This is a genomic window from Algoriphagus aquaeductus (assembly GCF_003253485.1).
GTDB lineage: Bacteria > Bacteroidota > Bacteroidia > Cytophagales > Cyclobacteriaceae > Algoriphagus > Algoriphagus aquaeductus.
The window spans coordinates 1-23660 of the sequence record NZ_QKTX01000004.1; the positions used below are offsets into that span (position 1 = coordinate 1).

The window sequence follows — 23660 nt, forward strand, 5'->3', positions numbered from 1 at the left end:
GTTTGCCCAAGAGAAGAACCTCTGGCTCATGTATGCCCGATGGAATTTATTAATGAATGTTGAACCAAACGGTCAACGCTATTTAGGGAAGGTCAACATTCGGTGTTCATCATTCGATGTTCGGTATTCGATATTTCTTGGATATTAGGAGTTTATGAGATTTTGAGATTAATAAAACTGATTATACGCTATTCTGCCAGTTGACGAATATTCCACTGATTTTGGGCTGGAAGACCGATGACCGAAGACCGAAGATTCCCCAAAATATGGCGTTAACTTGGTCTTCTGACCTTCAGAAATGCTACTTGCAAGATTCCGTATATTCATTTTAATAAAATAGAAAGATTGAACTAGCAAGAGAGTCAAAATTCGCTCTCTATGTCATAAATCGCACTTCGTAAATCGTACTTAAAAATGAAAGCATTTTTCCTTACCGAAATCGGTAAAACAGAAGTGAGGGAAATCGAAAAACCCAGCCCAAAATCCGGAGAAGTGCTGCTCGAAGTCGGCAAGGTCGGATTTTGCGGCGGTGACCTCAATGGGTTCAAAGGCCTTTTTCCCCTGCAGGAATACCCCAACGTACTCGGCCATGAAGTCGGGGCGACCATTGTGGAAAAAGGAAATGAGGTACCGGAGACCATCCAAATCGGCACCCGCGTCACCCTCTATCCATACCTCGCCTGCGGCACCTGCGTGGCCTGTCGCAAAGGCCGCCCTAATGCCTGCAAAACCAACAAAACCATGGGCGTGCGCCGTCCGGGTGCCATGACCCGATACATCACCGCCCCTTGGCAGGATGTGTTTCCTTCCGACAAACTCAGCCTCAGCGAACTCGCCTTGGTGGAACCCTTGACCGTAGGTTTCCATGCCGCAAGTCGGGGCCGGGTCAGTTACGAGGACCGGGTAGCCGTGATCGGATGCGGCATCGTGGGTTTGGGTGCAGTAGCCTCAGCGGTCAACAAAGGCGCTCAGGTCATCGCAGTGGATCTGGATGATTCCAAACTTGACATTGCCAAGCAAATCGGAGTGGCCCATACCATCAATCCCAGTAAAGAAGACCTTCATACGCGACTCCAGGAAATTACCAATGGAGACGGACCGAATGTAATTATCGAGGCCGTCGGCAGTCCGCAGACCTATCGCAGTGCGGTGGAAGAAGTAGCCTTTTTAGGCCGGGTGGTCTGCATCGGCTATGCCAAGGCTCCGGTGGAGTTCAACACCTCCCTCTTTGTCCAAAAGGAAATCGAAATCCTCGGCTCCAGAAACTGTGTGGGCAAAACCGACTTTCCCGAAGTGATCGCCTACCTCGAAGCCGGAAAATTCCCCGTGGATGCCGTCATTTCCAAAGTGATCCCGATCGATGAAGCACCCGAAACCATGGACGCTTGGGCCAAAAACCCGCAGGGAATCATCAAAATCATGCTCAACCTCGAAGACCAATGATCCGATCCGCCGTCACGCTCAACCTGATTGAAAGCATGTCCCAAGGTCCATGGATCTTTTGGCATAACCTGGAGGAAAGCCTGAAAAAGGCCGCCCAGCTCGGTTTTGATGGAGTGGAGCTCTTCACCCGATCCGGCGCAGACCTCGATGTCCCTCACCTGAAAGAACGACTCCATCACTACGGGCTGCAACTCGCCGCTGTGGGTACCGGTGCAGGTAAAGTACTTCATGGCTTGACCCTCACCGACCCCGATGCTGCGATCCGCCAAAAGGCAATTGACTTTATCAAAGAAATGATCACGTTTGGCGCCCAATTCGGTGCTCCTGCGATTATCGGTTCCATGCAGGGAAATATCCTGCCCTCAGGAAACCGGGAAGAAACCTTCGCGCTATTGGCCGAAGGCCTGAAGATTCTCGGTAATCATGCCGGATCTCTGGGAGTGTCCCTCATTTACGAACCGCTCAACCGCTACGAAACCAACCTGTTCAACACCTTGGAATCAGGAAGTGGTTTTCTGGAAAGAAACGACCTGAGCAACGTCAAACTCCTGGCAGATCTTTTTCACATGAATATCGAAGAAGACAACCTGGCCGAATCCATTCGGAAATTTGGAAAGGACATCGGGCATTTTCACTTCGCCGATTCCAACCGAAAACCCATGGGTTTTGGTCATACCGAGATGGCTCCGATTGCCGAAGCCTTGAGGGAAACCGGATATGAGGGCTATGTCTCTGCCGAGGCATTCCCTTTCCCCCATCCCGATGCCGCCGCAGAGCAGACCATCAAGGCGTTTCAAAGGTTTTTTAGGCATTAGTAAAAATTACGATTTACGAGGTCTTGGGAAAGTGTTGAGGCTTGTGACAAGGGATGCTTTTTCTTGTTTCAAACTTTATAAAAATCGAATATCAACTGCTGAACACCGAACGCAGGACCCAGAACGGCGAACACCAAAGAAAGGGACAATCCGCAACCAAAATCCCAATAATCTCAAAAGATTGCTTCGGGGCTTTGAAAATTTATCGTTAATCTCAGGTTTGAAAAATGCCCCTCGCAATGACGAGACAACTCGACAACGCGTAGCGGACCACCCGACAACCAAAAAATATCGAATCCTGAACGCTGAATATTGAACGCGGAATATATCGAACACCGAAGTTTTACAAATCCGAAATCAACAATCCGAAACCCGAAATCCCATGAAACGCTTCTGCCTAGCCCTTGACCTGATCGATGACGCCGAATCCATCCGTGTCTATGAAGCCCACCACGCCCCCGGTGCCGCATGGCCCGAAGTCACCCAACACGACATTGACTGTGGGATTCTGAACATTGAGATTTTCCGAACCGGCAACCGGATGTTTATGATTCTGGAGACGGTGGACGACTTCACTTTTGAGAAAAAGGCCGAAATGGACGCCGCCAATCCCATTATTGCCAAGTGGGAAGCGCTGATGTGGGGATTTCAGCAACCCCTCCCCTGGGCCAAACCCGGCGAGAAATGGGTACTGATGGATCGTATATTCAAATCCGGGTTATAAGTTTTAACCACACAGAACACGGGGATTTTATAGAGCACCCAAAGAGGAAAGGCTTTTCTTTTTTTGATCAGCCGACCAAATAATAGTCTCATTGAACTACGAGAATCCCTTCTTTGTGAACTCTCCATTTTCCTCCGTGCACTCTGTGGTTAAAAAGTCCATTTAAAAGTAAACTCAGTGCTCACTTAGGAGATCTTCTTTGTGAACCCTCCTTTTTCCTCCGTGCACTCTGTGGTTAAAATCCCGATATTCGCCCCAAAATCGAACCCCATGACCTTATCCGAAAAAATAAACCAAGCCCCAGAGACCATCACGTTTCCGGAAGTCATCGCCTATATCGATGCCCACTACGACTTCACTCCCACCCGCTTCACCAACGGCACGGCAATCAACGAGGCGGGACAGAACAACGGCAGCTGCAAGATATTTTCCTTTGCCAAACTTCTGGGCTTAAGTCAAGCCCAAACCCTCGAGCTTTTCGGTGATTATTATCGAAAAGATGTCCTTGACTATCCTTTCGGCTCCGACCACCAAAACATCCGTAACTTTATGCAAAGCGGCTGGGAAGGGATCCAGTTTGAAGGAGAGGCGCTGAGGAAAAAGTAAAAAAGTTGCCGCTCTACAGACCTTCCAGGTTTTTGAAAATCTGGAAGGTCTTTTTTTTCCTGGATCAACAAGCAACATTCAATGGGGTATGGGATTTATCAACTAACTCACTATTCCTGTTTTATGATTATCCCCTTTCTCTCATTTACAAAGTTGAAAGCAACACAAAACTTGTAATTCCTGTGAAGTGGCTCCGAAGGAGCCAAACAATTCATGCACCTGTACGAAGTGCAGGGAAAACAAGCTATTGATTATCCTTGAGCCCTGGAAGGGTGAAACATCAAAGATCCGACCCTTCCTTTTACAGTTTTTTACTTTAATCCCCGGCTTCACAGGGGATCATAAATTGTTTCAATCCTTCGAATCTTGGTCAGACTAAAATTTGTCTACTTGCCAAATGCATGGTTTTAATTCTATGAAAGGCTTGATTGCGGATATCCGTTTCCTATTTTATTTTCAAGCCAGATTCTTTAGATTCCTATTCACTTTTAGATCATGCTATGAAACAGATTTTTGTCAAAAGTGGCATTTGGAAAAAACAAGGGTTGGTTTTGATCGAGTTCCCATTCGATCAAGAGCTTATAAAGCTCGTCAAAACCATTCCGAATATCCTGTGGAACGCCGGGAGAAAAGCCTGGATTCTTCCTTATCGAGACGAAACTTTGAACCAAATCTTGGACACTTTCAAGGGAAAAGCCTGGGTGGATTACAGTCAGTTCCAAAAAATATTACCCGAAGCGCTTCCTCCGGTTTTACCCAATCTAAGCCCCCACCTCACTCAGGAAATCGATGAATTCACCGCATGGATGCAAAACAGGCGCTATGCAGCATCTACAGTCCATACCTATTCACAGTGCCTGAGTTTGTTTTTCAGGTATCTCCAAAACAAAAATCCGGAAGAAATTACCAGCGTAGATTTGGAAAATTTTCATCAATCCTATATTCTTAAGAGAAAATACTCCGCTTCTTTCCAATCTCAGGTAATCAATGCGGTGAAATTGTATTTTTCGACCAAACTAAATAGGAAACTCAACCCCGTCACAATCGAACGGCCAAGACAACCCAAGCTTTTACCCCATGTACTCAGCAAAGAAGACGTGAAACAGATCCTCGAAGCCCATACTAATATCAAGCATAAGACCATGCTGAGTCTCACGTATGCATGCGGACTGCGAAGAGGGGAACTGCTTGGACTGAAGCTAACTGACATTGACTCGAAACGGGAACTCCTCCGAATCAATCAGGGCAAAGGGGCAAAAGACCGGATAGTGCCGATCAGTCCGAAGGTAATCGAGATGCTGAGGGAGTATTACTTAGCAGAAAAGCACAGGGTATATTTATTTGAGGGGCTGGTAGCAGGACATCCTTATTCTGAAAAGAGCCTGGAAAATGTCATGAATCAAGCAGTGAAGAAAGCAGGACTTAAAGAAAAAGCTACCCTCCATTGGCTTCGACACTCCTATGCCACTCATCTGCATGAGGGAGGTACAGATCTAAGGCTTATCCAGGAACTACTCGGCCACCGCAGTAGTAAAACAACCGAAATCTATACGCATGTTTCGACAAAATCTTTACAAAAGGTAAAATCACCGTTTGATGATTTATGGAAAATAACCGCCACAAAATCTGGCCATTTATGGCGCTTAGCGACCCAAAAAAAAAACACTAAGCCCAAGTTTAAGGCGGTAATAAACAAGTTAGCATACATTAAATGAACAGAAGCAAGATTTACAGTATCCTTTCATTTTTATTGCTAGTCATGGCAATTATCCAGGCTCCTTTATTCTATTACTACACCTTTGGAATGATAGCAATATTAATTATTGCTCCATATGTAGTCTTTGGATTTGGATTGACAATTTGGCTTCTGGTCATAATGGTTAAAAAATCAGATCAGATAAAAAGAACGCCCAAAATTATCCTTGGATTAACATTTTTAATTGGAAGCTTGACCTTGGTTTTTGGTGAATCGCTGATAGAAAAATTAGACTGGAGTTTAAGGAAAAAAGAAAGAGAAGAGATAATTGAATTAATAAAACAGGGCAAGATCCAACCAAATGGAGAATTTAATAATGGAATAGCAAAATTAAGCACTTGGAATTTCCCTCCGATTTCTAATGGTGGAAATGAAATCTTAATTTATCAGTCAAGCGAAGGATTTTTTACAGTTAAATTTTTCATAAATAGAGGATTTTTAGATCATTATTCAGCATTTATATATTCAGAAGATAAAGATGAAATAAAAGAAATAGAGGAAAGAATTACCTATTCAAATGGATTACACAAAAACAAAAAAATAGATAATAACTGGTATAGAGTATCTTATTGAAAAAAGGGAAAACGTATGCTAACATCACCTTGGAAGACAGCGGGCGGTTCCGAGTAAATTGAAAGTTTAGTATCTTTAAGAAGTTAGGAGTAGGCTGGAAGAGAACGGCTCCGAATGCCCGCCGTCTCCAAGCTGAATCCCGTTACCTGCAAGCGTAGAACGACACAACATCGAGACAATGACCAAGAAAATAATCATCGGAATAACTATTTTAGCACTAACAATAACAGTATTTTCAATGGGACTTTTTGACAAATTATACGGCAAGACAAATCCTACACAAACGACATCAAATTCTCAATCCAAAGTTGGACATCAAGAAGAATGGGAGTTTTATTTCAGTAACGTGAATGACAAGTTAGGTTCAATATATGTTAACCTTGGGCTTCGTAAAGTAGCCCCAATTGCAGACAAACCAAATGTTGTTTGGGTTTCTATCAAAATGAATAACCCAAGAGAAGACGGACTTTCATCACAAGAAGAAAGCGGTTTGTTGGGCGATATTGAAGATGCTTTGGTTGAGAAAATTATTTCTAAACATAACGCTATTTACGTTGGACGGCTTACATCAGCCGGTGACAGAGATTTATATTTTTATTTTGGTGACACAACACTTTACGATAAGACAATTTCAGAAGTTATGGTCGCTTATCCAAAATATCAATTTGACTTTGGTTCAAAGGAAGACAAAGAATGGGGTGGCTATTTTGACTTTCTCTATCCCTTACCGCAACAATTTCAAAGCATTCAAAACAGAAGAGTAATTGAACAATTAGAAAAAGGTGGTGACAACCTGACAAAAGAAAGAGAAGTATTTCATTGGATTTACTTTAAATCGGAAAGTGACCGAGAAATTTTTTTAGAGAAAATTAAAAATGATAATTTTTCAATCGTTGACAAAGGAAGCGACAAATCTTATGGCGAGTTTGCTTACCGACTTCAACTAAAACGAGTTGACAAGGTTGATCAAAACAGCGTTGATGAATATGTTATTTATTTATGGAAACTAGCTAATGAAATTGGTGGTGATTATGACGGTTGGGAAACATCAATAGAAAAAGACTAACTATGACGATAGACAAAACGCCAGCAGGTAACAGCCGTTTTGCAAAAGCGGGGGTTTCGTGCTTCTATGACAGTGAAGTGCAAAATTCAAGCTTTGTGCTTCTAATGATGTTTAGTGCTGAAAATCCCCGCCTTCGCAAAGCGGCAAAACGTTATAAGCCATTTTAGGACGACGCTACATAAAACAATAAAACATGGAAATCAAAGACATCTCAACTTTTTTTAAAGGCCCTTTGGAGAAATTGACAACATTAGTTGGAAACGAAGTTCAACAGACTTTTTCAAATCGCCTTTTGGAGTATCAAGTGGAAGAATATAAAAGGAATTTTTTCTCAAAAACAATTCTTCATAGAGCCGAGCCTAAACCACTCAATGAATTTTATCAACCATTATTCATAAGACTTCATAAGAAAAACATAGAAGACAAAAGAGTTTCTACAGCATCAGCTAAAAAACTCCTGAATAAGTATAACTACATTACAATAATTGGAAGTGCTGGTAGCGGTAAAAGTACGATAGTTAAATACCTCTACACAAACTGCTTTAAAGAAGGATATAAAATTCCAATAAAAGTTGAATTAAGGTATTTGAATGAATTTAAAGGTTCAATTAACGACTATATTTTCAATGAAATATTTCATTTTCAAAAACTTGGTTTTTCTAATTCAATTATTGATAGACTATTAAGTTCAGATGGTTTTGTGTTTTTCTTTGATGGATATGATGAATTAAACTCAGCTATAAAATCTAAAACGACTAAAGACATAGATTCATTTGTTCAAAAATACCCATCAAACAAGTATGTTATAACTTCAAGACCTTATACAAGTGTAGACCTCCTTCCTCTTTTCTCAAACTTTTATGTTTGTGACCTTGAACCTAATGAAATTGCATCTTTTGTTAAAAAACAAATTCCAGAATCTGAATCAGAATTAGCAGAGAAAATTATCAAGGCTATAAACAAGTCAGAGAATCGCTCTTACGGAACATTTCTGAGTAACCCTTTATTACTTTCAATGTTCATATTGACTTTTCAATCATACTCTGACATACCTCAAAAGAGAAGTGAGTTTTATGACCAAGTGTTCGATACATTATTTTCAATTCACGATGCAGTATCTAAACTTGCTTATGTTAGAGAAAAAACATCTGGACTTTCAAAAGACCAATTTGAAGAAATACTACAATTGTTTTCATTCCTATCTTATTTCGAAGAAAAATTCATTTTCCCTAGTAATTATCTAACAGATAAACTAGATATTATTAAGTCGAAAAAGAAAAATCTGACATTTGACAATGATAAATTCATTGAAGATTTACAAGTTGCAATCGGAATTCTTAATAAAGAAGGGTTAGACTATACTTTTCCTCATAGGTCGTTGCAAGAATATTTTGGAGCATTATATATAAGCAAAGTTAGTTCTGATAACAAAAAAGTTTTATACGGCAAATTGAAATTAGAAATAGAAGAGAATCTAGGGAGTTTAATGTCTAAAGACCATTTTTATGGTTTGCTTGCTGAAATGGATTATAACAACCTAAGTTCACTTGTTTCAATTCCATTAATTGAAAGCATACATAATGAACTTAAACAAATTGAAGATATAACTGACAAAGTTGCTTACCAGTATTACGGCAAACTCTTACTACCTTTTTACATTTTATTAAAGTCACCGACAAATCATAAAGAAATTCACGAAGAATTGGTTGACAAAAATATAAGATATACCTTTTTTGGACATCGTAAAAACAGATTTGAAATGCCGAAAGATTTACCAAAAGAGATTTACGAATCAATGAATTTTAAACTTATGAAAAGTAAAGTTCTAAATTTTAAAAATTGCGGTGATAGAATCATTCAAGCATTAAGACAAACTATCATAGACAATGAAAAAAGTGACAGTGAAATAATTGGACTGATATAAAAACGGCTTATAACAGGCGTTTGGCTCAATGGCGGGTGAAGTGGTTAATTGAACATTCTACCTCGCATCAACTTTTGTGGTGTATTGACAGTTTTGTGCTCCGAAATCCGCCACTGCGCCAAGCGCCAAAACGTTACCTGCCATTTTAAAATAACAACTTCTAATGATATACAAGGGACAGAATAACGAATTTATTGAATTAACCGACCTTCAAAAAGGCAGTTCGTTATTTTTTGACAATACGGTTTCTTTTCCACTAACATTTGTTTGGATTAGAGGGCAAAAGTCCGAAATAAATTTTGAGGGAATTAATTTAAACCTCAATAATAACTCTATTATCTGTCTTACATCTTTTCATAAAGTTGAATTCAATATAATAAAATCTGCAAGAGCTATAAAATTTAACAGAGAGTTTTATTGTGTCAAAGACCACAACAGTGAGGTAAGTTGTAAAGGTCTTTTATTTTATGGTGCAAATCAACTGCCATACTTTCAAATACCAGATGACGAAATGGAAAAGTTTGAAACATTTTGGCGAATGTTTCAAATTGAAATGCAGTCAAAAGACGACCTGCAATTAGAGATGCTTCAAATGATGCTAAAAAGGTTTATCATACTATGTACCCGTATCTATAAAACACAAATGAATCTTACTAAATTAGAATTTAAAGAGGTAGATATTGTCAGAGAATTTCAATTTTTAGTAGAACAACACTTCAAAACAAAACATTCAGTTCAGGAATACGCAGACCTCTTAAATAAGTCTGTAAAAACCCTGGCAAATACTTTTTCAAAGGCTTCGGATAAAAGTCCTTTACAAATCATACACGAAAGAAAGGTTTTAGAAGCAAAGAGAATGCTTAGGTTCACGGATAAGCCTATAAAAGAAATAGCCTACGAACTTGGCTTTGAAGACATACAGACATTCAGCCGTTTTTTTAAAAAAATGGAAAGTCTAAGCCCTACCGATTTCAAAAAAATGCTTTTGGGAAGTATTGCCAACTCATCGGGAACGATGACCTAACATAACCCTCCTTAATCGCCCCATCTTTGCATCGTAATTAAATCATTAACATTTTAAAATTTAAAAACGATGACAAAGTTCACTGTTCCTACCCGAGGAGAAGTATCGGAAAACAATCAAGCTATTTTTGATAACTTGCAAAAAGGCTTAGGATTTGTGCCAAATTTGTATGCTTACTATGCCAAAAATGAAACGGCATTGGGCGATTATCTTGCTTTGCAAAATCGCAAATCAACACTCAAAGCCAAAGAGAGAGAAGTTATCAACTTGGTAACAAGCCAAATTAACGGTTGCCGTTATTGCCAATCGGCTCATACTGTTTTGGGCAAAATGAACGGATTCACGGATGAGCAGGTAATTGAAATGCGTAAAGGGTCTGCATCTTTTGATACTAAATTAAATGCTTTGGTGAAATTTACAGCCTCCGTGTTGGAAAATCGTGGAAGAGCAACCGAAGAAAGCAAGGATGCCTTTTTTGAAGCAGGTTACACAGAAGCCAATTTGATAGATGTGGTAATTGCAGTTGGTGATAAAACCATCAGTAATTACATACATAATGTGGTTGACTTTCCCATTGACTTTCCAATTGCCCCTGAGCTTTAAATTATTAACTTTTAAAATTTTTCAAGATGAACACAAATAAAATAAATTGGAAAAACGCCATTATTGGCGGCGTCTTAGGTACAATTGCCTTTGATATCATTGGTTTCTTTTTTACAGGAACTTGGTGGGATATACCCGGTCTTTTGGGTGAAAAAACAGGTTTAGGCTTTGCCTATGGAGTTTTTGGCCATTTTTCAAATGGAATTCTATTAGCTATTTTATATGCAGGCATAGCTCCATCTTTGTGGGGACCTACTTGGCTTAGAACTCTCTTTTTTGTTACAGCCGAAACAGTTGCACTTGTTTGGTTTTTTATGTTTCCGCTATTAGGTGCGGGTATCGCAGGTACTAAAATGGCGGCAATTATTCCACTTGTCTCTTTGGTGAGACACATAGCTTATGGGGTGCCTGTTTGGTATTTTGTTCATAAATTTCAAAATAAAGAAAATTAAAGATGCCAAGTAAAATAGTTATAGCATTTTCAGCCATCGCAATGGTGGCTGTTTATGCCTTTGCAAATCCAAAAGTGGATTTCAAAGCCGACACAGAAGAGGGTATTCAGTTCCATAACGGAACTTGGGAAGAAGCCATACAGATTGCAAAAAAAGAAAACAAATTGATTTTTTTAAACATTTACGCCACTTGGTGTGACCTTGTAAGCAACTGAAAAAGAATACTTTTTCAAGTGCAGAAGTTGGAACATTTTACAATGAAAAATTTGTGAATGTGGCTCTTGATGGTGAGCAAGGTGAAGGCAAGATGCTAATGCAAAAATATGCTCTTAGGAGTTTTCCTTCATTGCTTTTCATAGACGGAAACGGAAAAGTGGTTGGTCAAACTGTTGGTTATCATAACCCGAGTCAATTCCTTGAATTAGGTCAAATATTTTCAAAAAAGTAAATTATGGCAACAGTAATCAAAATAAAAAACTTACCCGAAGGCTACCAAAGCATTATCACCAATGGCACACATACCATAGTAGGTGATGAACCAGTAAAAAGTAAAGGAACTGATTTAGGTTTAAGTCCTTCCGAATTGGTATTGAGTGGATTGGCAATGTGCAAAGTAGCAACCGTTCGTTTTATTGCTCGAAAGAATAATTGGGGAATAGGCGAAGTAAGAGCAGAACTTTCACAAGAAGTTAAAAGGGACAGCAGTGGTTTAAAAACCAACATCAAAGTCGCTATTTATATTGAAGGTGATATTTCGCAGGAGCAAAAAGACGAACTACTTAAAGAAGCCAATGCCTGTTATATACATCGCCAAATAATGGGAGAATGGAATATTGAACACGCCACCGAGTTGCAACAATAAATAAACGGCAGGTAACAGCACCTATACGCAAGTGGGGGTTCAGTGCTTCGGTTGACAAATTTTCGTATATTTGAACTGTAGTTCTTCGTAGGAAAGTTTAGTGCAAGAAAGCCCCCACCTGCGTATAGCTGCAAAACGTTAGCGGTAATTAATAGAAACAAATAGTAGCAATGGATAATCCAACAGCATTTATCTCATACTCACATGATGATGAGGAACATAAAGGATGGGTATTAAAACTTACAAACAGGTTGATAAGCAATGGCGTGAATGCGGTTCTAGACCAACACAATTTATCCTTAGGAGGCGACTTGCCAAGTTATATGGAAAACGGCCTTTCTAATGAAAATAGAATTATTTGTGTATGCAGTGAACGATACACTGAAAAAGCTAATAAAGGTCAAGGTGGTGTTGGTTACGAAAAGATGATTATGACCGGAGAACTCCTGCAAAACATAAACACAAAGTGGATTATACCAATTATTAGAAAAAATCCAGGATCCAAAGTACCCAAGTTTTTGACGGGAAAAATTTATGGGAACTTTAACAACGATGATTCATTTGAGCACGAATATGAAAAGCTTCTAAGAGAGCTTTTAAATATCCCGCTCCACCCTAAACCTAAACTAGGTCAAAGCCCCTTTATCACAATAAAGGAAACTGGAAGAATAATTTTCAAACCTAAATCTGAAAAATATCACTCCCCAGCCTACTCAGGTATTGTCAAATTTGACTATTCAAATAATAACGGGAGCTATTCAATAGGAGAAGGTGATTTATTGTTTGAAACAAAATGGTCTGGCGCAGGTGCAGACTCAATCCATGCCTATACTGATTCATCATCAATTGATTGTCTGGCATTAGTCACAAAACATGAAAAGATTGAGGATATAATCAATGTCGATGAATTTGATTACTCATCAAGAGTGAGAACACCTGCTATTGGTGACATTGTGATATGGCAGAACCGTAATGGTTACTTCGCTGCAACACAAATAATTGACGTAAAACATATGAGAAGAAATGCTGACTTTGATGAGCTGACATTTAAATACGTAATCTTAACTAATGCAACATCTGACTTTTCAAAATAAAATACCGCTAACAGCACCTAAGAAAACATGGGGCGGACAGTGGTATCTTCAAGGTTCATTCTTTGTAAGTACCTTTGTCATGGCAGACAGGTAATCGCTTCGAAAGCCCCACGTTTCTTAGCTGCAAACCGTTAGCGGTCATGCTATGACGACAGTGCAAACTCAAACGGACAAGCATAAAACAAACGAAAATCACAAACAATGGCAAAACTTTTCTTCTCACGATACACTATTACATCGGGCGGACAATACACCGACAAGTTTGACTTTCTTTTGAACGGTTTAAAGAACGAAGCAAGCACAACTTACCGCAGCTATGTGTATCGCTTTTTTGACACAGAAGTTCTTGAGGTTATTGAAAAATATTGGGACAAAGGGATCGAGTGCAATTTACAAACTAGGAGTTGGCTCATAGTTGGCTCAGTTGGCTCACAATGGGCTCAAGGTTGGCTCAAAGGATAAAACAAATGAGCAGAAAAGAACACCGAAGCGATAACATCACCTATACGCAAGCAAGGGTTTCGTGCTTCGTAGGACAGGAAAGTGGAGAATTTAAAGTTCAGTTCTTCGTAGGAAGTTCAGTGGTAAAATGCCCTGCCTGCGTATAGCTGCAAACCTTTACCAGCAATGTTAGAAGACCACACAACCACCTAAAACGACTGGTAAATGCTTGACAAAACCAAAACTTGCAATTTTTATGATAAAAGCAGTACGTAAGATGATAAAACAATTGTCCTCAGAACCCAAAAAACTCTTTCTAATAGACAGCATAGGAGCTTTGACTACTGCATTTTTATTGTTTGTAGTACTGAGAAATTTCAACGAATACTTTGGAATGCCTGAAAGTATACTGACTTATCTTTCAGTAATTGCTGTTTTTTTCTGCATTTATTCTACGACTTGTTTTTTTGTCATTAAAGCAAACTGGACACCTTTTATTAGGATTATTAGCATTGCAAATCTGCTTTATTGTGTCTTGACTATTGGCCTTGTAATGTTCTATAACCCTCAACTTACCACTATTGGGACAGCTTACTTTTTAGGGGAAATAGCCATTATTATTGGACTTGTTTACATTGAACTAAAGGTTGCAACTGAAATAAAAAATACCAGAATAGTTAAATACAAAAACGACTGCGAAGGAAACACAGAAAACCGGTGAGGTTTTTATGAGAATGGAATCGGGATACCCGGAGGGACTTTACCCAACCTATACGTTGAGGCTTTTTCATGATGCTCCTTTCCCGATTTCTCAGTAAATCTGTAGCATCAAATCACCCGAGCATGAAATGCCCATGAGTAAATGCTTCTCACACAGGGGGATGATTATCTAAGGCATTGCCCCGATGAAAGATCGGGACAGGCTACCTGCCTGCGGTAGGCAGGTCTGACCATTAAAAATTACGTTATAAACAGATGAAATATTTCCCCTTACTCCTCGCCTTCCTGATTTCCTCTGGACTTTTTGCACAAGCTCCGGATCGCGCCCGTTTGGAATCCCTCACAGAGCAACACTGGCAAGCAGGCTTACGACTCCTCAACGAGATCGTTTCCATGCCCAACGATGCCGTCTTTCCGGAGCAAATCGAAGTCAATATCCAATGGTGCGAGCAGGTTTTTGCTGCCCGGACCTGGACCACCGAGCGATTGGAGACAGGAGGAATCCCCTTGCTTTTGGTGGAGAAAAAGCAGCCCAATGCCGCCAAAACCGCCCTGTTCTACTTCCACGTCGACGGGCAGGCCGTGGATATCAGCAAATGGGATCAGCCCAACGCCTACGAACCTGTACTAAAAGCACAGGCTGCAAACGGAACTTGGGAAGCACTTCCCATGGAACGACTGCGAACCGAATACCATCCCGATTGGAGGATTTTTGGACGCTCCACATCGGATGACAAAGGGCCCTTGGCCATGCTGATCACCGCTTGGGACGCCTTGACGGAAGCGGGGATTTCTCCGGATTACTCCGTGAAAATCATCCTGGACTTCGAAGAGGAACAGGGTTCGCCCCGACTTCCGGCTGCAGTCATCCAATACCAAGACAAGCTCAGCGCCGACCTGATGCTGATCATGGACGGCCCACGCCACACCTCCAATCTTCCTACGCTCAGTTATGGTGCCAGAGGGATTTCTGAGCTTTTTCTCACCACCTACGGTCCCAAACTCCCGCAACACAGCGGCCACTATGGCAATTATGCCCCCAATCCTGCCCTGCTGATGTCCCAACTGTTGGCTTCCATGAAGGATGAAAACGGTCGGGTGGTCATTCCCGGATTCTATGATGGGATCACTTTTACAGAAGCAGAGCAAAAGATCTTTACTGCGGTGCCGGACAATGAACCTGCGGTAAAAAAACAATTGGGGCTAGGCCGGACCGACCAAGTCGGCAAAAGCTATCAGGAAAGCATCAATTATCCATCCCTGAATATCCGGGGAATGTCTGCCGGATACACCGGAGCGCAGGCTACCACGATCATCCCCGCCACGGCAGTGGCCGAACTGGACATGCGCCTGGTCCCCGAGTCCGATCCCCTGAGGCTATTTGGGCTGATCAAAGATCATATCCGGAAACAGGGTTTCCATATCGTGGATAAGGACCCAACGGACGAGGAGCGCATGACTTTCCCCAAAATCGTAAAGGTAAACACCTCGATTTCCTATCAGGCCTTCCGCACACCGATGGATTCACCGACAGGGGCCTGGCTGAGAAAAGCCATGAATCGGGCCTTTGGTCAGGATCCGGTGCAGATTCGGATTTCCGGAGGATCGATTCCTATTTCCCCTTTTGTGGATGCCTTGGGTATTCCTGCCGTCACTATCCCCACCGTCAATGCCGACAACAACCAACACAGTCCAAATGAAAACCTCCGACTGGGCAATTACAAAGAAGGGATATTGACCATCATGAGTGTGCTGAGTGAGAAGATGTATTAAGAGTAGGGGGTAAGGAGGTATGGGAGTTAGGAGGTTGGGACTGACGAGTGACGATTTACGACGGGCAGCGTGAAGATTATGACCACAACCGGTTCAAGTTTAAGCCTTCCGACTTGGACCCACCTGTTTGCTGTCTGCAGACTGCTTTTTATTTTAGTACAGATCGCGCCTTCAGCGCTCTTGTCATCCTTCCTTATCATCCAGCCCAGAATTGAATTCTGGGTTTTTACAGAACCTGCCTTTGGCAGTAACAACGACTGGTTCAAGTCTTCAGACTTGGACCCACCTGTTTGCTGTCTGCAGACTGCTTTTTATTTTAGTACAGATCGCGCATTCAGCGCTCCCTTCATCCCTCCTTATCATCCAGCCCGAAATTGAATTTCGGGTTTTTACAGAACCTGCCTTTGGCAGTAACAACGACTGGTTCAAGTCTTCAGACTTGGACCCAACTGTATGCAGTCTTCAGACTGCTTTTTATTCTATTACAGATCGCGCATTCAGCGCTCCTCTCTTCCGTCCTTTACATCCAGCCCGAAATTGAATTTCGGGCTTTTACAGAACCTGCCTTTGGCAGTAGACCACAACCCGTTCAAATCTTCGGGCTTGGACCCAACTGTATGCTGTCTTCAGACTGCTTTTTATTCTATTACAGATCGCGCATTCAGCGCTCTTCTCATCCTTCCTTATCATCCAGCCCAGAATTGAATTCTGGGTTTTTACAGAACCTGCCTTTGGCAGTAACAACGACTGGTTCAAGTCTTCAGACTTGGACCCAACTGTATGCAGTCTTCAGACTGCTTTTTATTCTATTACAGATCGCGCATTCAGCGCTCCTCTCTTCCGTCCTTTACATCCAGCCCGAAATTGAATTTCGGGCTTTTACAGAACCTGCCTTTGGCAGTAGACCACAACCCGTTCAAATCTTCGGGCTTGGACCCAACTGTAAGCAGTCTGCGGACTGCCTGGTCACCCATATAAAACAAATGGTTTGGAGGCAAGGAATTTAGGAGGTTGGGAAGTTGGGATTGACGATGGGCAGCTCTTCAGTGCTTTTTGAAGCTTGATTTAAGATCAACAATTCATCTTTTTGTGACCTTTTCTTTACTCTTTGTGAGCTCCGCGGTACAGAAAAAATTTCTTTCCCAAGTAGTAAATCCCGCTCATTCCTCACTCCCGCTATACAGCACCAGCCTCAGCGTGCCGAAGTCGTATTTCCCACCGAAATGTTCGAAATAGGCCTTGAGTGAATCAAGCTTTTCTTCCACATGTCGGATTTCCTGGATGGTTTTTGAATCAATCAAATCTTCGAGCTGTAGTTGCCCCAATTTGACGCCATGGGCCAGGTGGCCCATGATGGTGGAAACGGTATAGCCCCGCTCTTCCGCGATCTGCTCAGGAGTCTTACCTTCCAGAAAAAGACGGATACTCCAGGCTTTGGTATCTTCTTTCTTTTCTTTTGGAGGCTTGGGTTCCTTTGATTTTTTCCGGCCGGATTTGTTTTTGGAGGAAGTCTTTTCGGGTAGTTCTTTTCGAATCTGTTCCACCAGATTGATCCGGACTTGCCTGACCCGAAAGTCGATTGCTTCCATTTTCTCAGCCACTTCTCCTTTGAGGATGGCTTGGATCAGATTTCCGCTTTTGGCAATGGCGGTATATTTTCGGAGTAGCTCTATTTCGAGTTCTTCGATCCCGTTTTGATAAGTTTTGATACGGGCAAAGTCTTCAATTCTAAGCTGATGTCTGAGGAGAATTTCCAGGGCTTTGACCAGCAAATCGAGGTAATAGGCTGTTCCTTTTTCGACCCGTTCCAGCAATTTTCCCTCCTGCCCGGCCTGGATGAGTAACTGGAGTTGCTGCCGAAACTTGCGGGTATTTTCCCGCTCCTTTTCCATGATCTCAAAAATCACCGGCAGATCCTTTCTCAAATCTTCCTCCTCAAACTCCATCGAAGTCTCCTGATCCCGATCAAACTGAGTCAGAGAAGCCATCAAGGTATCAAACTCAAAAGTCGAATCGATAAGCTGATGGAGGTAGGCTTGCTGGTTTTGATAAAGAAGTGCGACCAAGTCTTGGGAAGCTGACTTGTATTGGGTGAATTCGACCACCTTGGCATCCGAATAGATCACGTCTGTCTGCACCCGAGTCCTCAGGACCAACCCCTCCAAACTTCGCAATCGGCTGAGTGCGACATAGACTTGGCCGGGGGCAAAGGCTTGTCCCACATCCACAATGGCCCGATCAAAGGTCAAGCCTTGGCTTTTGTGGACCGTCACGGCCCAGGCTAGTTTGATCGGAAACTGCGAAAAAGTGCCGATCACTTCCTCTTCGAGCTCTTTGGTGTCGGGATGGATTCGGTACTTTTTATTTTCCCACAGCTCCTTTTTCAAAGTAAACTCCTCTCCGGAATCATCCATCAAGACCACCACCTGATCGGATGTGAGTTTGCTGACTGTCGCCAGCTTTCCATTGAAGTATGAGGAAAGCCCCGAAGTGTCATTTTTGATAAACATGACCCGGGCACCGACTTTGAGCTCGATCGACTGGGGTAAAGGATACAAGTGCTCGGGAAACTCCCGCTCAATCTCTGCATCATAGAACAAGGCCTCCCCTTCCAGACTTCGGAGTTCGCGGAGGTTGATCTCATCTGCCTTGTAATTATGCGTAGTCAGTGTGATGCAAGGGGGAAGATCCCGGATTTCATCGAGGGTTTTGTAATGCTGATTGAGGATGCGGACATCCTCGGAGGTGGAGCGATTGTCGCGAAGGTTGTTGAGAATGCGGATAAAGGTCTCATCCTGCTGACGGAAGATCTTATCCAGCTCAAGGTAAACCAAGCCGGAGTTTTGAAGCGCCTTGGCCTCAAAGAAGTGCATGGATTTGTAAAATCGGCTCAGTACGCTCCACTCCTCATCTTTCACCACCGGAGGCAACTGATACAAGTCCCCGATAAACAAGACCTGAACCCCGCCAAAAGGAATCTGGTAATTTCGTTTTACGCTACGCATGCGGTAGTCGATGGCATCCAGGATATCTGCCCGAAGCATACTCACCTCATCAATCACAAGCAAATCGATGGATTTGAGGACATTTCGACGAAACTGATTCAGCGGATGCCTTCGAGCGAGCGTCTGTTGGGTGAAAAAACCGTGTCGGTCCGTGTAATTGCCCTCCGGCTCACGCACCGGGAGAAAAGTCCCGAAAGGCAACAGAAACTGGGAATGAATGGTGACCCCTTTGGCATTGAGTGCGGCAATACCGGTGGGTGCCAAAATCACAAATCGCTTGTGCGTGTGCTGGGCAAGTGCCCTGAGAAAAGTGGTCTTTCCTGTCCCTGCTTTTCCCGTTAAAAAAATGGGAGCACTGGTGTTGTTCACAAATCGTGCCGCCAACGCCAGCCGGTCAGTGGATGTATTCATTTAACTAAATTAGCCTTTTACTCTGGAATTTTCTGAATTTGAGGAAAAAGTAAGGGTAATTTTTGTGGGTTGAGGAAGTTTGGGCAACTTTTGAAGTTTGTAATTTGATTCACTCATGTATATCCATCCTCTCAATGCTTGGGAAAGCGAACCTGAAGTCATCGAATTTATCCGGAAAAATGCCTTCGGCAGTCTGATTTCCATGGCCGACGGTCGTCCTTGGGCCACCCACCTGCCTTTGGTACTGGATCAAAATCCAAACGGTCAGGCCGTTTTACATGGACATCTTGCCAAGGCTAACGCGCAGTGGAAACAGCTTCCTGAAAACGAAGATGTGTTGGTCCTTTTCCAAGGGCCCCATGCCTATATTTCTTCCTCCTGGTACAACCATGAAAATGTCCCAACCTGGAACTACCTCGCTGTGCATATCTATGGTAAAATCCGGATGATCGAAGGAGAAGAATTGATGCATCACCTGAAGACCCTGGTGAATATCTATGAACAGGGCCGTCCCAACCGGGTACAGGTAGAAACCATGAGCGAAGCCTACGTAGAAAGTCAGATTCGAGCCTTGGTAGGAATAGAAATCAGCATCACCGAAGTCCAGGCAAGCGCCAAGCTTTCTCAAAATCGGGATGAAGTCAACTATCAAAATATCATTGCCAAGCTTGAGGAAAGTGAGCTGCCGATGGATCAAGAAGTGGCTGCTGAGATGAGAAAAAGAAGGCCTTAGCTTCGGTTTTCAAAAAAATCTGAAAAACCCATGGTTTTCCGCAATAGCATCACCAACCAAATTGGCTTTGATTAATGGGTCAGATGCTTCAGACTTCCCGACTCTCGTCGGTAAGGTGCTCGGCACAGGCGACCGATACTTCGACAAGCTCAATACAAGGACCGAAGAATTCTTGATTTCAACCTTTTTGAGAAAATTCATAAGCTCGGTAAGCGTACTGGTAAGAAAGCAGATAATCCTTAAAAAACAGGGCAAGTTTTGAAAACCTGTCATGTTTAAAGCTGGGAAAAAGGACAAAAAAAGAGCCCCAATCGGGGCTCTTCAGCTATTAATACCTATTCAATGGGTTTAAAATCCTGATACATTGAGGCGGCCATTAGTCACCACCCGGCCTGAAAGTGAAGCAGTAGGGGTGGCCGAGCTCAAGATGGCATTTTTGATCTGGGCAGCCGTGGCCGAAGGATTCAATGAAGCATACAAGGCTGCTGCTCCGGACACATGTGGAGTGGCCATGGAGGTACCGTTGTAGCTGGCATATCCGGATCCGATTGAGGCATTCTTTCCTTTGCCTACAGCCACCGGCACGGTAGACCAAATCCCTGAACCAGGAGCTCCGATATCAACTGAAGTGGCTCCATACTGAGAAAACGAGGATAACGCACCAGAACTGGTAATCGAAGCCACGGCAATAATGTTGGGAGAAGTATAACTGGAAGGATAGCTGGGTGTGGCATCATTGTTTGTGCCGGAGTTACCTGCTGCTGCGATAAACAAAATGCCTGCGGCATCTGCCCGGTCTATGGCGTCCTTCAGGGCTTGTGAAAAGCCTCCTCCACCCCAGGAGTTGTTGGTGGCAACAATTTTCAAACCATGACGAGTCTTCAAATCGGTGAAGTAATCCACCGATTTGATGGCATTGGCTGTAGTGCCGCCTCTGGATCCCAAAAACTTGGCACCGATCATTTTCACATTCCAAACCACACCGGCCACTCCTTTTCCATTACCGCCTACACCACCGATCGTACCGGCTACGTGAGTACCATGATCATCGCCTGTACCGTCGAAAACGGTATTGTTGTTTCCGTCAAAATCCCAACCATAGACATCATCCACCAGTCCGTTTCCATCGTCATCTACACCGTTTCCGGCGATTTCACCCGGATTAACTCCGGCATTGGCCGCAAGGTCTTCATGATCATACATGTATCCTTCATCGATGATACCGATGTAAACTGTAGCCGAACCCAACTTATTTTCAGCCCAGGCCTCATTGGCCCGGGAGCCAAATTGGTTATTATTGGCAGACATTCCCCAAAGCTGACCGCTGGAAAAATAGGTGTCATTTGAAGTGGCGAAGTGCTGGTAAACCCAGTTGGGTTCGGCATATTCCACTTCCGGCATATTGCGCAGACGCTCAATGGCCTCCAACGTACCCAGGTTACTTTGGACTAAAAGAAGGTCTCCATTGGGACCGCCTTTCCGGGCATTTGCCAGTTCCATGGCTCCGGTTTTGATTTCCTCCACTACTTCAGCCTGAATCATCGAAAGGATGTCCTGTGAAAGCCGGGTTCCAACAGTGGTAGTCTTATACTTGATCAATAATTGACCCGGAACGAATTCCTGATGGGTAACGCGCTGAACCGCGTCAGACACGGCTACTTCATTTTCGATGATTTCACCGCAAGAGGCTGCTACACCCAATAGGGCGGAAAAAGACAGCACAGAATAAAGTTTTCTCATAAGGTAAATTTGGTTAATGGTATTTTGGAAATGTAGCCGTTCATCAGAACATTCACAATACCTTCATCCACCTTTCAATAAATATTTTTTTTGGATAAACAAAACAGCACTTTATTCCTAAAATCTTACCGTTTATTTCAATTTGAACTAATTTTTAAATTTTATTTTTAGAATAATTATTCCCAGGAATCCTTTTCTATGGTTGATTAACCCCTTGATCGGTAAAAAATAAGGATAAACAGCTCTGATTTAGAAAACCTATTTCTCAGAGGATCTTAAAATATCCTTCGCTGCACCCCCGGGCACGATATTCAACATCCCTTCTTTGGTGCTTTGCCACATCAGGTAAAAAGGTCCCCGATACACATTCCTTCTCAGCGTATAGGAAGGAGTCAGGTACTTTCGGTCCCCCGGCATATTGGAGTGATTCAATGCCAGATTGGCCACTGAGGAGAGCAATTTGTTTTTCTTTTGGGTTCCCTTCTTAAAAAGTTCAATTTTCAAATCCGTGTAGTCGAAAACAAAATTGACACGTGCTTCCCGGGGATTGGCGTGGATATCCAGATTCATCCGGTGGAGTTGACCATCGACAATATCCCCATTCATGATGGGCTTGAGGATCGCATTGATCTCGGTCAATTTAAAATTTCTGAAATCGGCGGAAAGCCGAAATTCATCCCGGTCGTAGGGAACCTGAAGATCCATATCCAGATTTCCTTTCCCTTCGATTTTTCCCTTGATTTTCGCATCAAAATGGGAGTAGATCATTTGATATTCCGGAATGGAAGTAATTCGGGTCACCGTCCCTTCCAAGTGAGTAAAATGGATATCCCAATGCTCTCCCGATGGGGGCACATTTTCACCATAGGTAATATTCCCGTTTCGAATCAAAAGCGTGTCGAGCTTGAGTGGAAATCCGATTTTTTGGATCATACCCTGAAACATGGGTTTCGCCTCCTCAACAGGTCTGGGCTTGAATTTATTCCTGAAATCCGTCAGCCTAAATCCTGCTAATTCCAGCTTTTGCGCTCTCAAGTCCAAATCCGAATAAAAATTGCTGGTGGCTTCAAAGCCCTGAAAATACAAACTGTCCAAATGGACTTCGATCAAATCTGTCTGAAAATCCAACTTTCGGGAAGCGGCTTCCAATCCTTCCGGAAACCTCAACATCACGTCCTCCACCAAAAAAGTCTGGGCTTTGGTATCAAAATTCACCTTTCCGATTTTCAGTTCTTGCCCATTGGTCAGCAGGTATCCCAGACTATCAATAGACATCCTGATTCTGCCGTATTCAAAAGGAATAGGGTGGCTCCATTGGACAGAATCTGTACTCAGATCATTGGCTACAATATTCAGATTAATGACGCTTCCGATCACCTCATCACCCAGAAAAATAGTCGAATGGGCATTCCCCAATTGAAAATTTCGTATCCCTCCTCTGGAAAGAATATCTCCAAAAAGACTTTGAAATGCCTCTCCGGCCTGATCCTCCTCAGGGGTATCCACCGGGATGAATACCTGAAAAACCGGTTGGTAAAAGCGCAATTCCTGAATGTCCAAAATCCTCCTAAAAAACAGTTTGGTGATGTCGAATGAACTCAAAAATGCCTGAGCCACCTCTCCTTCCACAAAGGTGCCGGATGGCTTTCCCACAGGCCGAATCCGTAACCCATTGACGGAGATCACCCGCCTGAAAAGATCGTATTCCACTTTTTCAAAGCTGATGTCGTAGTTTCGGTCCGGATTGGCATTGATTATCCCCACGAGATTTTTATTGATCCACCGTTCTCCGAGATAAACTCCCAAGTAGAGACCGAATCCAATCAGAAAAATCAGAATCAAAAGAACACTAAAGAGTTTTTTCATAGAAAAAGAAGTGAAAAAGTAGCCCTTGG

Annotated in this window: 22 protein-coding genes; 19 read left to right on the forward strand and 3 right to left on the reverse strand. The window is 42.7% G+C overall.

Annotated features, from left to right (window positions below; all coding sequences use genetic code 11):
* The first annotated feature begins 414 nt into the window (after nt 1-414).
* From CLV31_RS06290 to CLV31_RS06370, 18 genes are all read left to right on the forward strand, one after another.
* Nucleotides 415-1443 carry a zinc-binding alcohol dehydrogenase family protein gene (locus CLV31_RS06290; RefSeq protein WP_111392041.1) on the forward strand — a complete coding sequence of 343 codons (1029 nt, stop codon included), beginning with the start codon at nt 415-417 and terminating at the stop codon, nt 1441-1443.
* The gene (locus CLV31_RS06295; RefSeq protein ID WP_111392042.1) at nt 1440-2258 is read left to right on the forward strand and encodes a sugar phosphate isomerase/epimerase family protein; all 819 of its coding nucleotides are present in this window, start codon (nt 1440-1442) and stop codon (nt 2256-2258) included. The genes CLV31_RS06290 and CLV31_RS06295 overlap by 4 nt, the downstream gene beginning before the upstream one ends.
* Before the next feature lie 382 nt (nt 2259-2640).
* Nucleotides 2641-2982: an L-rhamnose mutarotase gene (locus CLV31_RS06300; RefSeq protein ID WP_111392043.1), complete on the forward strand. Its 342-nt coding sequence runs from the start codon at nt 2641-2643 to the stop codon at nt 2980-2982.
* Nucleotides 2983-3252: 270 nt separating this feature from the next.
* Nucleotides 3253-3588 (forward strand): HopJ type III effector protein, encoded by a 336-nt coding sequence (locus tag CLV31_RS06305; protein WP_111392044.1) that lies wholly within the window; start codon nt 3253-3255, stop codon nt 3586-3588.
* A gap of 500 nt (nt 3589-4088) precedes the next feature.
* The gene (locus CLV31_RS06310) at nt 4089-5303 is read left to right on the forward strand and encodes a tyrosine-type recombinase/integrase (protein ID WP_111392369.1); all 1215 of its coding nucleotides are present in this window, start codon (nt 4089-4091) and stop codon (nt 5301-5303) included.
* Between the two features lie 44 nt (nt 5304-5347).
* On the forward strand, nt 5348-5917 hold the full coding sequence (locus CLV31_RS06315) for a hypothetical protein (protein WP_245943337.1): 570 nt from the start codon (nt 5348-5350) through the stop codon (nt 5915-5917).
* Nucleotides 5918-6095: 178 nt separating this feature from the next.
* Nucleotides 6096-6983: a DUF695 domain-containing protein gene (locus CLV31_RS06320; RefSeq protein WP_111392046.1), complete on the forward strand. Its 888-nt coding sequence runs from the start codon at nt 6096-6098 to the stop codon at nt 6981-6983.
* A 193-nt stretch (nt 6984-7176) separates the two neighbouring features.
* Nucleotides 7177-8907: an NACHT domain-containing protein gene (locus tag CLV31_RS06325; RefSeq protein ID WP_111392047.1), complete on the forward strand. Its 1731-nt coding sequence runs from the start codon at nt 7177-7179 to the stop codon at nt 8905-8907.
* A gap of 163 nt (nt 8908-9070) precedes the next feature.
* A complete protein-coding gene (locus tag CLV31_RS06330) occupies nt 9071-9931 on the forward strand; it encodes a helix-turn-helix domain-containing protein (protein ID WP_111392048.1) in 861 nt (286 codons plus the stop codon).
* Nucleotides 9932-10000: 69 nt separating this feature from the next.
* Nucleotides 10001-10534 (forward strand): carboxymuconolactone decarboxylase family protein, encoded by a 534-nt coding sequence (locus CLV31_RS06335; RefSeq protein ID WP_111392049.1) that lies wholly within the window; start codon nt 10001-10003, stop codon nt 10532-10534.
* A 26-nt stretch (nt 10535-10560) separates the two neighbouring features.
* Nucleotides 10561-10986 (forward strand): hypothetical protein, encoded by a 426-nt coding sequence (locus tag CLV31_RS06340; RefSeq protein WP_111392050.1) that lies wholly within the window; start codon nt 10561-10563, stop codon nt 10984-10986.
* A gap of 2 nt (nt 10987-10988) precedes the next feature.
* Nucleotides 10989-11201 (forward strand): hypothetical protein, encoded by a 213-nt coding sequence (locus CLV31_RS06345; protein WP_111392051.1) that lies wholly within the window; start codon nt 10989-10991, stop codon nt 11199-11201.
* Entirely contained in the window at nt 11198-11434 is a 237-nt protein-coding gene (locus CLV31_RS22245) for a thioredoxin fold domain-containing protein (protein WP_111392052.1), read from the forward strand. Before CLV31_RS06345 ends, CLV31_RS22245 begins: the two co-directional genes overlap by 4 nt.
* Before the next feature lie 3 nt (nt 11435-11437).
* On the forward strand, nt 11438-11848 hold the full coding sequence (locus tag CLV31_RS06355) for an OsmC family protein (protein ID WP_111392053.1): 411 nt from the start codon (nt 11438-11440) through the stop codon (nt 11846-11848).
* Nucleotides 11849-12018: 170 nt separating this feature from the next.
* The gene (locus CLV31_RS06360; protein ID WP_111392054.1) at nt 12019-12942 is read left to right on the forward strand and encodes a toll/interleukin-1 receptor domain-containing protein; all 924 of its coding nucleotides are present in this window, start codon (nt 12019-12021) and stop codon (nt 12940-12942) included.
* A 201-nt stretch (nt 12943-13143) separates the two neighbouring features.
* Nucleotides 13144-13404 carry a hypothetical protein gene (locus CLV31_RS21715; protein ID WP_146250872.1) on the forward strand — a complete coding sequence of 87 codons (261 nt, stop codon included), beginning with the start codon at nt 13144-13146 and terminating at the stop codon, nt 13402-13404.
* A 235-nt stretch (nt 13405-13639) separates the two neighbouring features.
* The gene (locus tag CLV31_RS06365; RefSeq protein WP_111392055.1) at nt 13640-14104 is read left to right on the forward strand and encodes a hypothetical protein; all 465 of its coding nucleotides are present in this window, start codon (nt 13640-13642) and stop codon (nt 14102-14104) included.
* Between the two features lie 254 nt (nt 14105-14358).
* Nucleotides 14359-15876, forward strand: coding sequence for a M20/M25/M40 family metallo-hydrolase (locus CLV31_RS06370; RefSeq protein ID WP_111392056.1), 1518 nt, complete (start codon nt 14359-14361; stop codon nt 15874-15876).
* 1160 nt (nt 15877-17036) lie between these two features.
* On the opposite strand, the gene CLV31_RS06380 is transcribed toward CLV31_RS06370, so the two are convergent.
* Nucleotides 17037-19292: a helix-turn-helix domain-containing protein gene (locus CLV31_RS06380; RefSeq protein WP_111392058.1), complete on the reverse strand. Its 2256-nt coding sequence runs from the start codon at nt 19290-19292 to the stop codon at nt 17037-17039.
* Between the two features lie 115 nt (nt 19293-19407).
* Here CLV31_RS06380 and CLV31_RS06385 point away from each other — a divergent pair, with 115 nt between their 5' ends.
* Nucleotides 19408-20025, forward strand: a complete 618-nt coding sequence (locus tag CLV31_RS06385; RefSeq protein WP_111392059.1) for an FMN-binding negative transcriptional regulator — start codon at nt 19408-19410, stop codon at nt 20023-20025.
* 348 nt (nt 20026-20373) lie between these two features.
* Here the strand turns inward: CLV31_RS06385 and CLV31_RS06395 are convergent, their stop codons facing one another.
* Together CLV31_RS06395 and CLV31_RS06400 are read right to left on the reverse strand one after the other, a co-directional pair.
* A complete protein-coding gene (locus CLV31_RS06395) occupies nt 20374-21765 on the reverse strand; it encodes a S8 family peptidase (RefSeq protein WP_111392061.1) in 1392 nt (463 codons plus the stop codon).
* Nucleotides 21766-22023: 258 nt separating this feature from the next.
* Nucleotides 22024-23631, reverse strand: a complete 1608-nt coding sequence (locus CLV31_RS06400) for a DUF748 domain-containing protein (RefSeq protein WP_111392062.1) — start codon at nt 23629-23631, stop codon at nt 22024-22026.
* Nucleotides 23632-23660 lie beyond the last annotated feature (29 nt).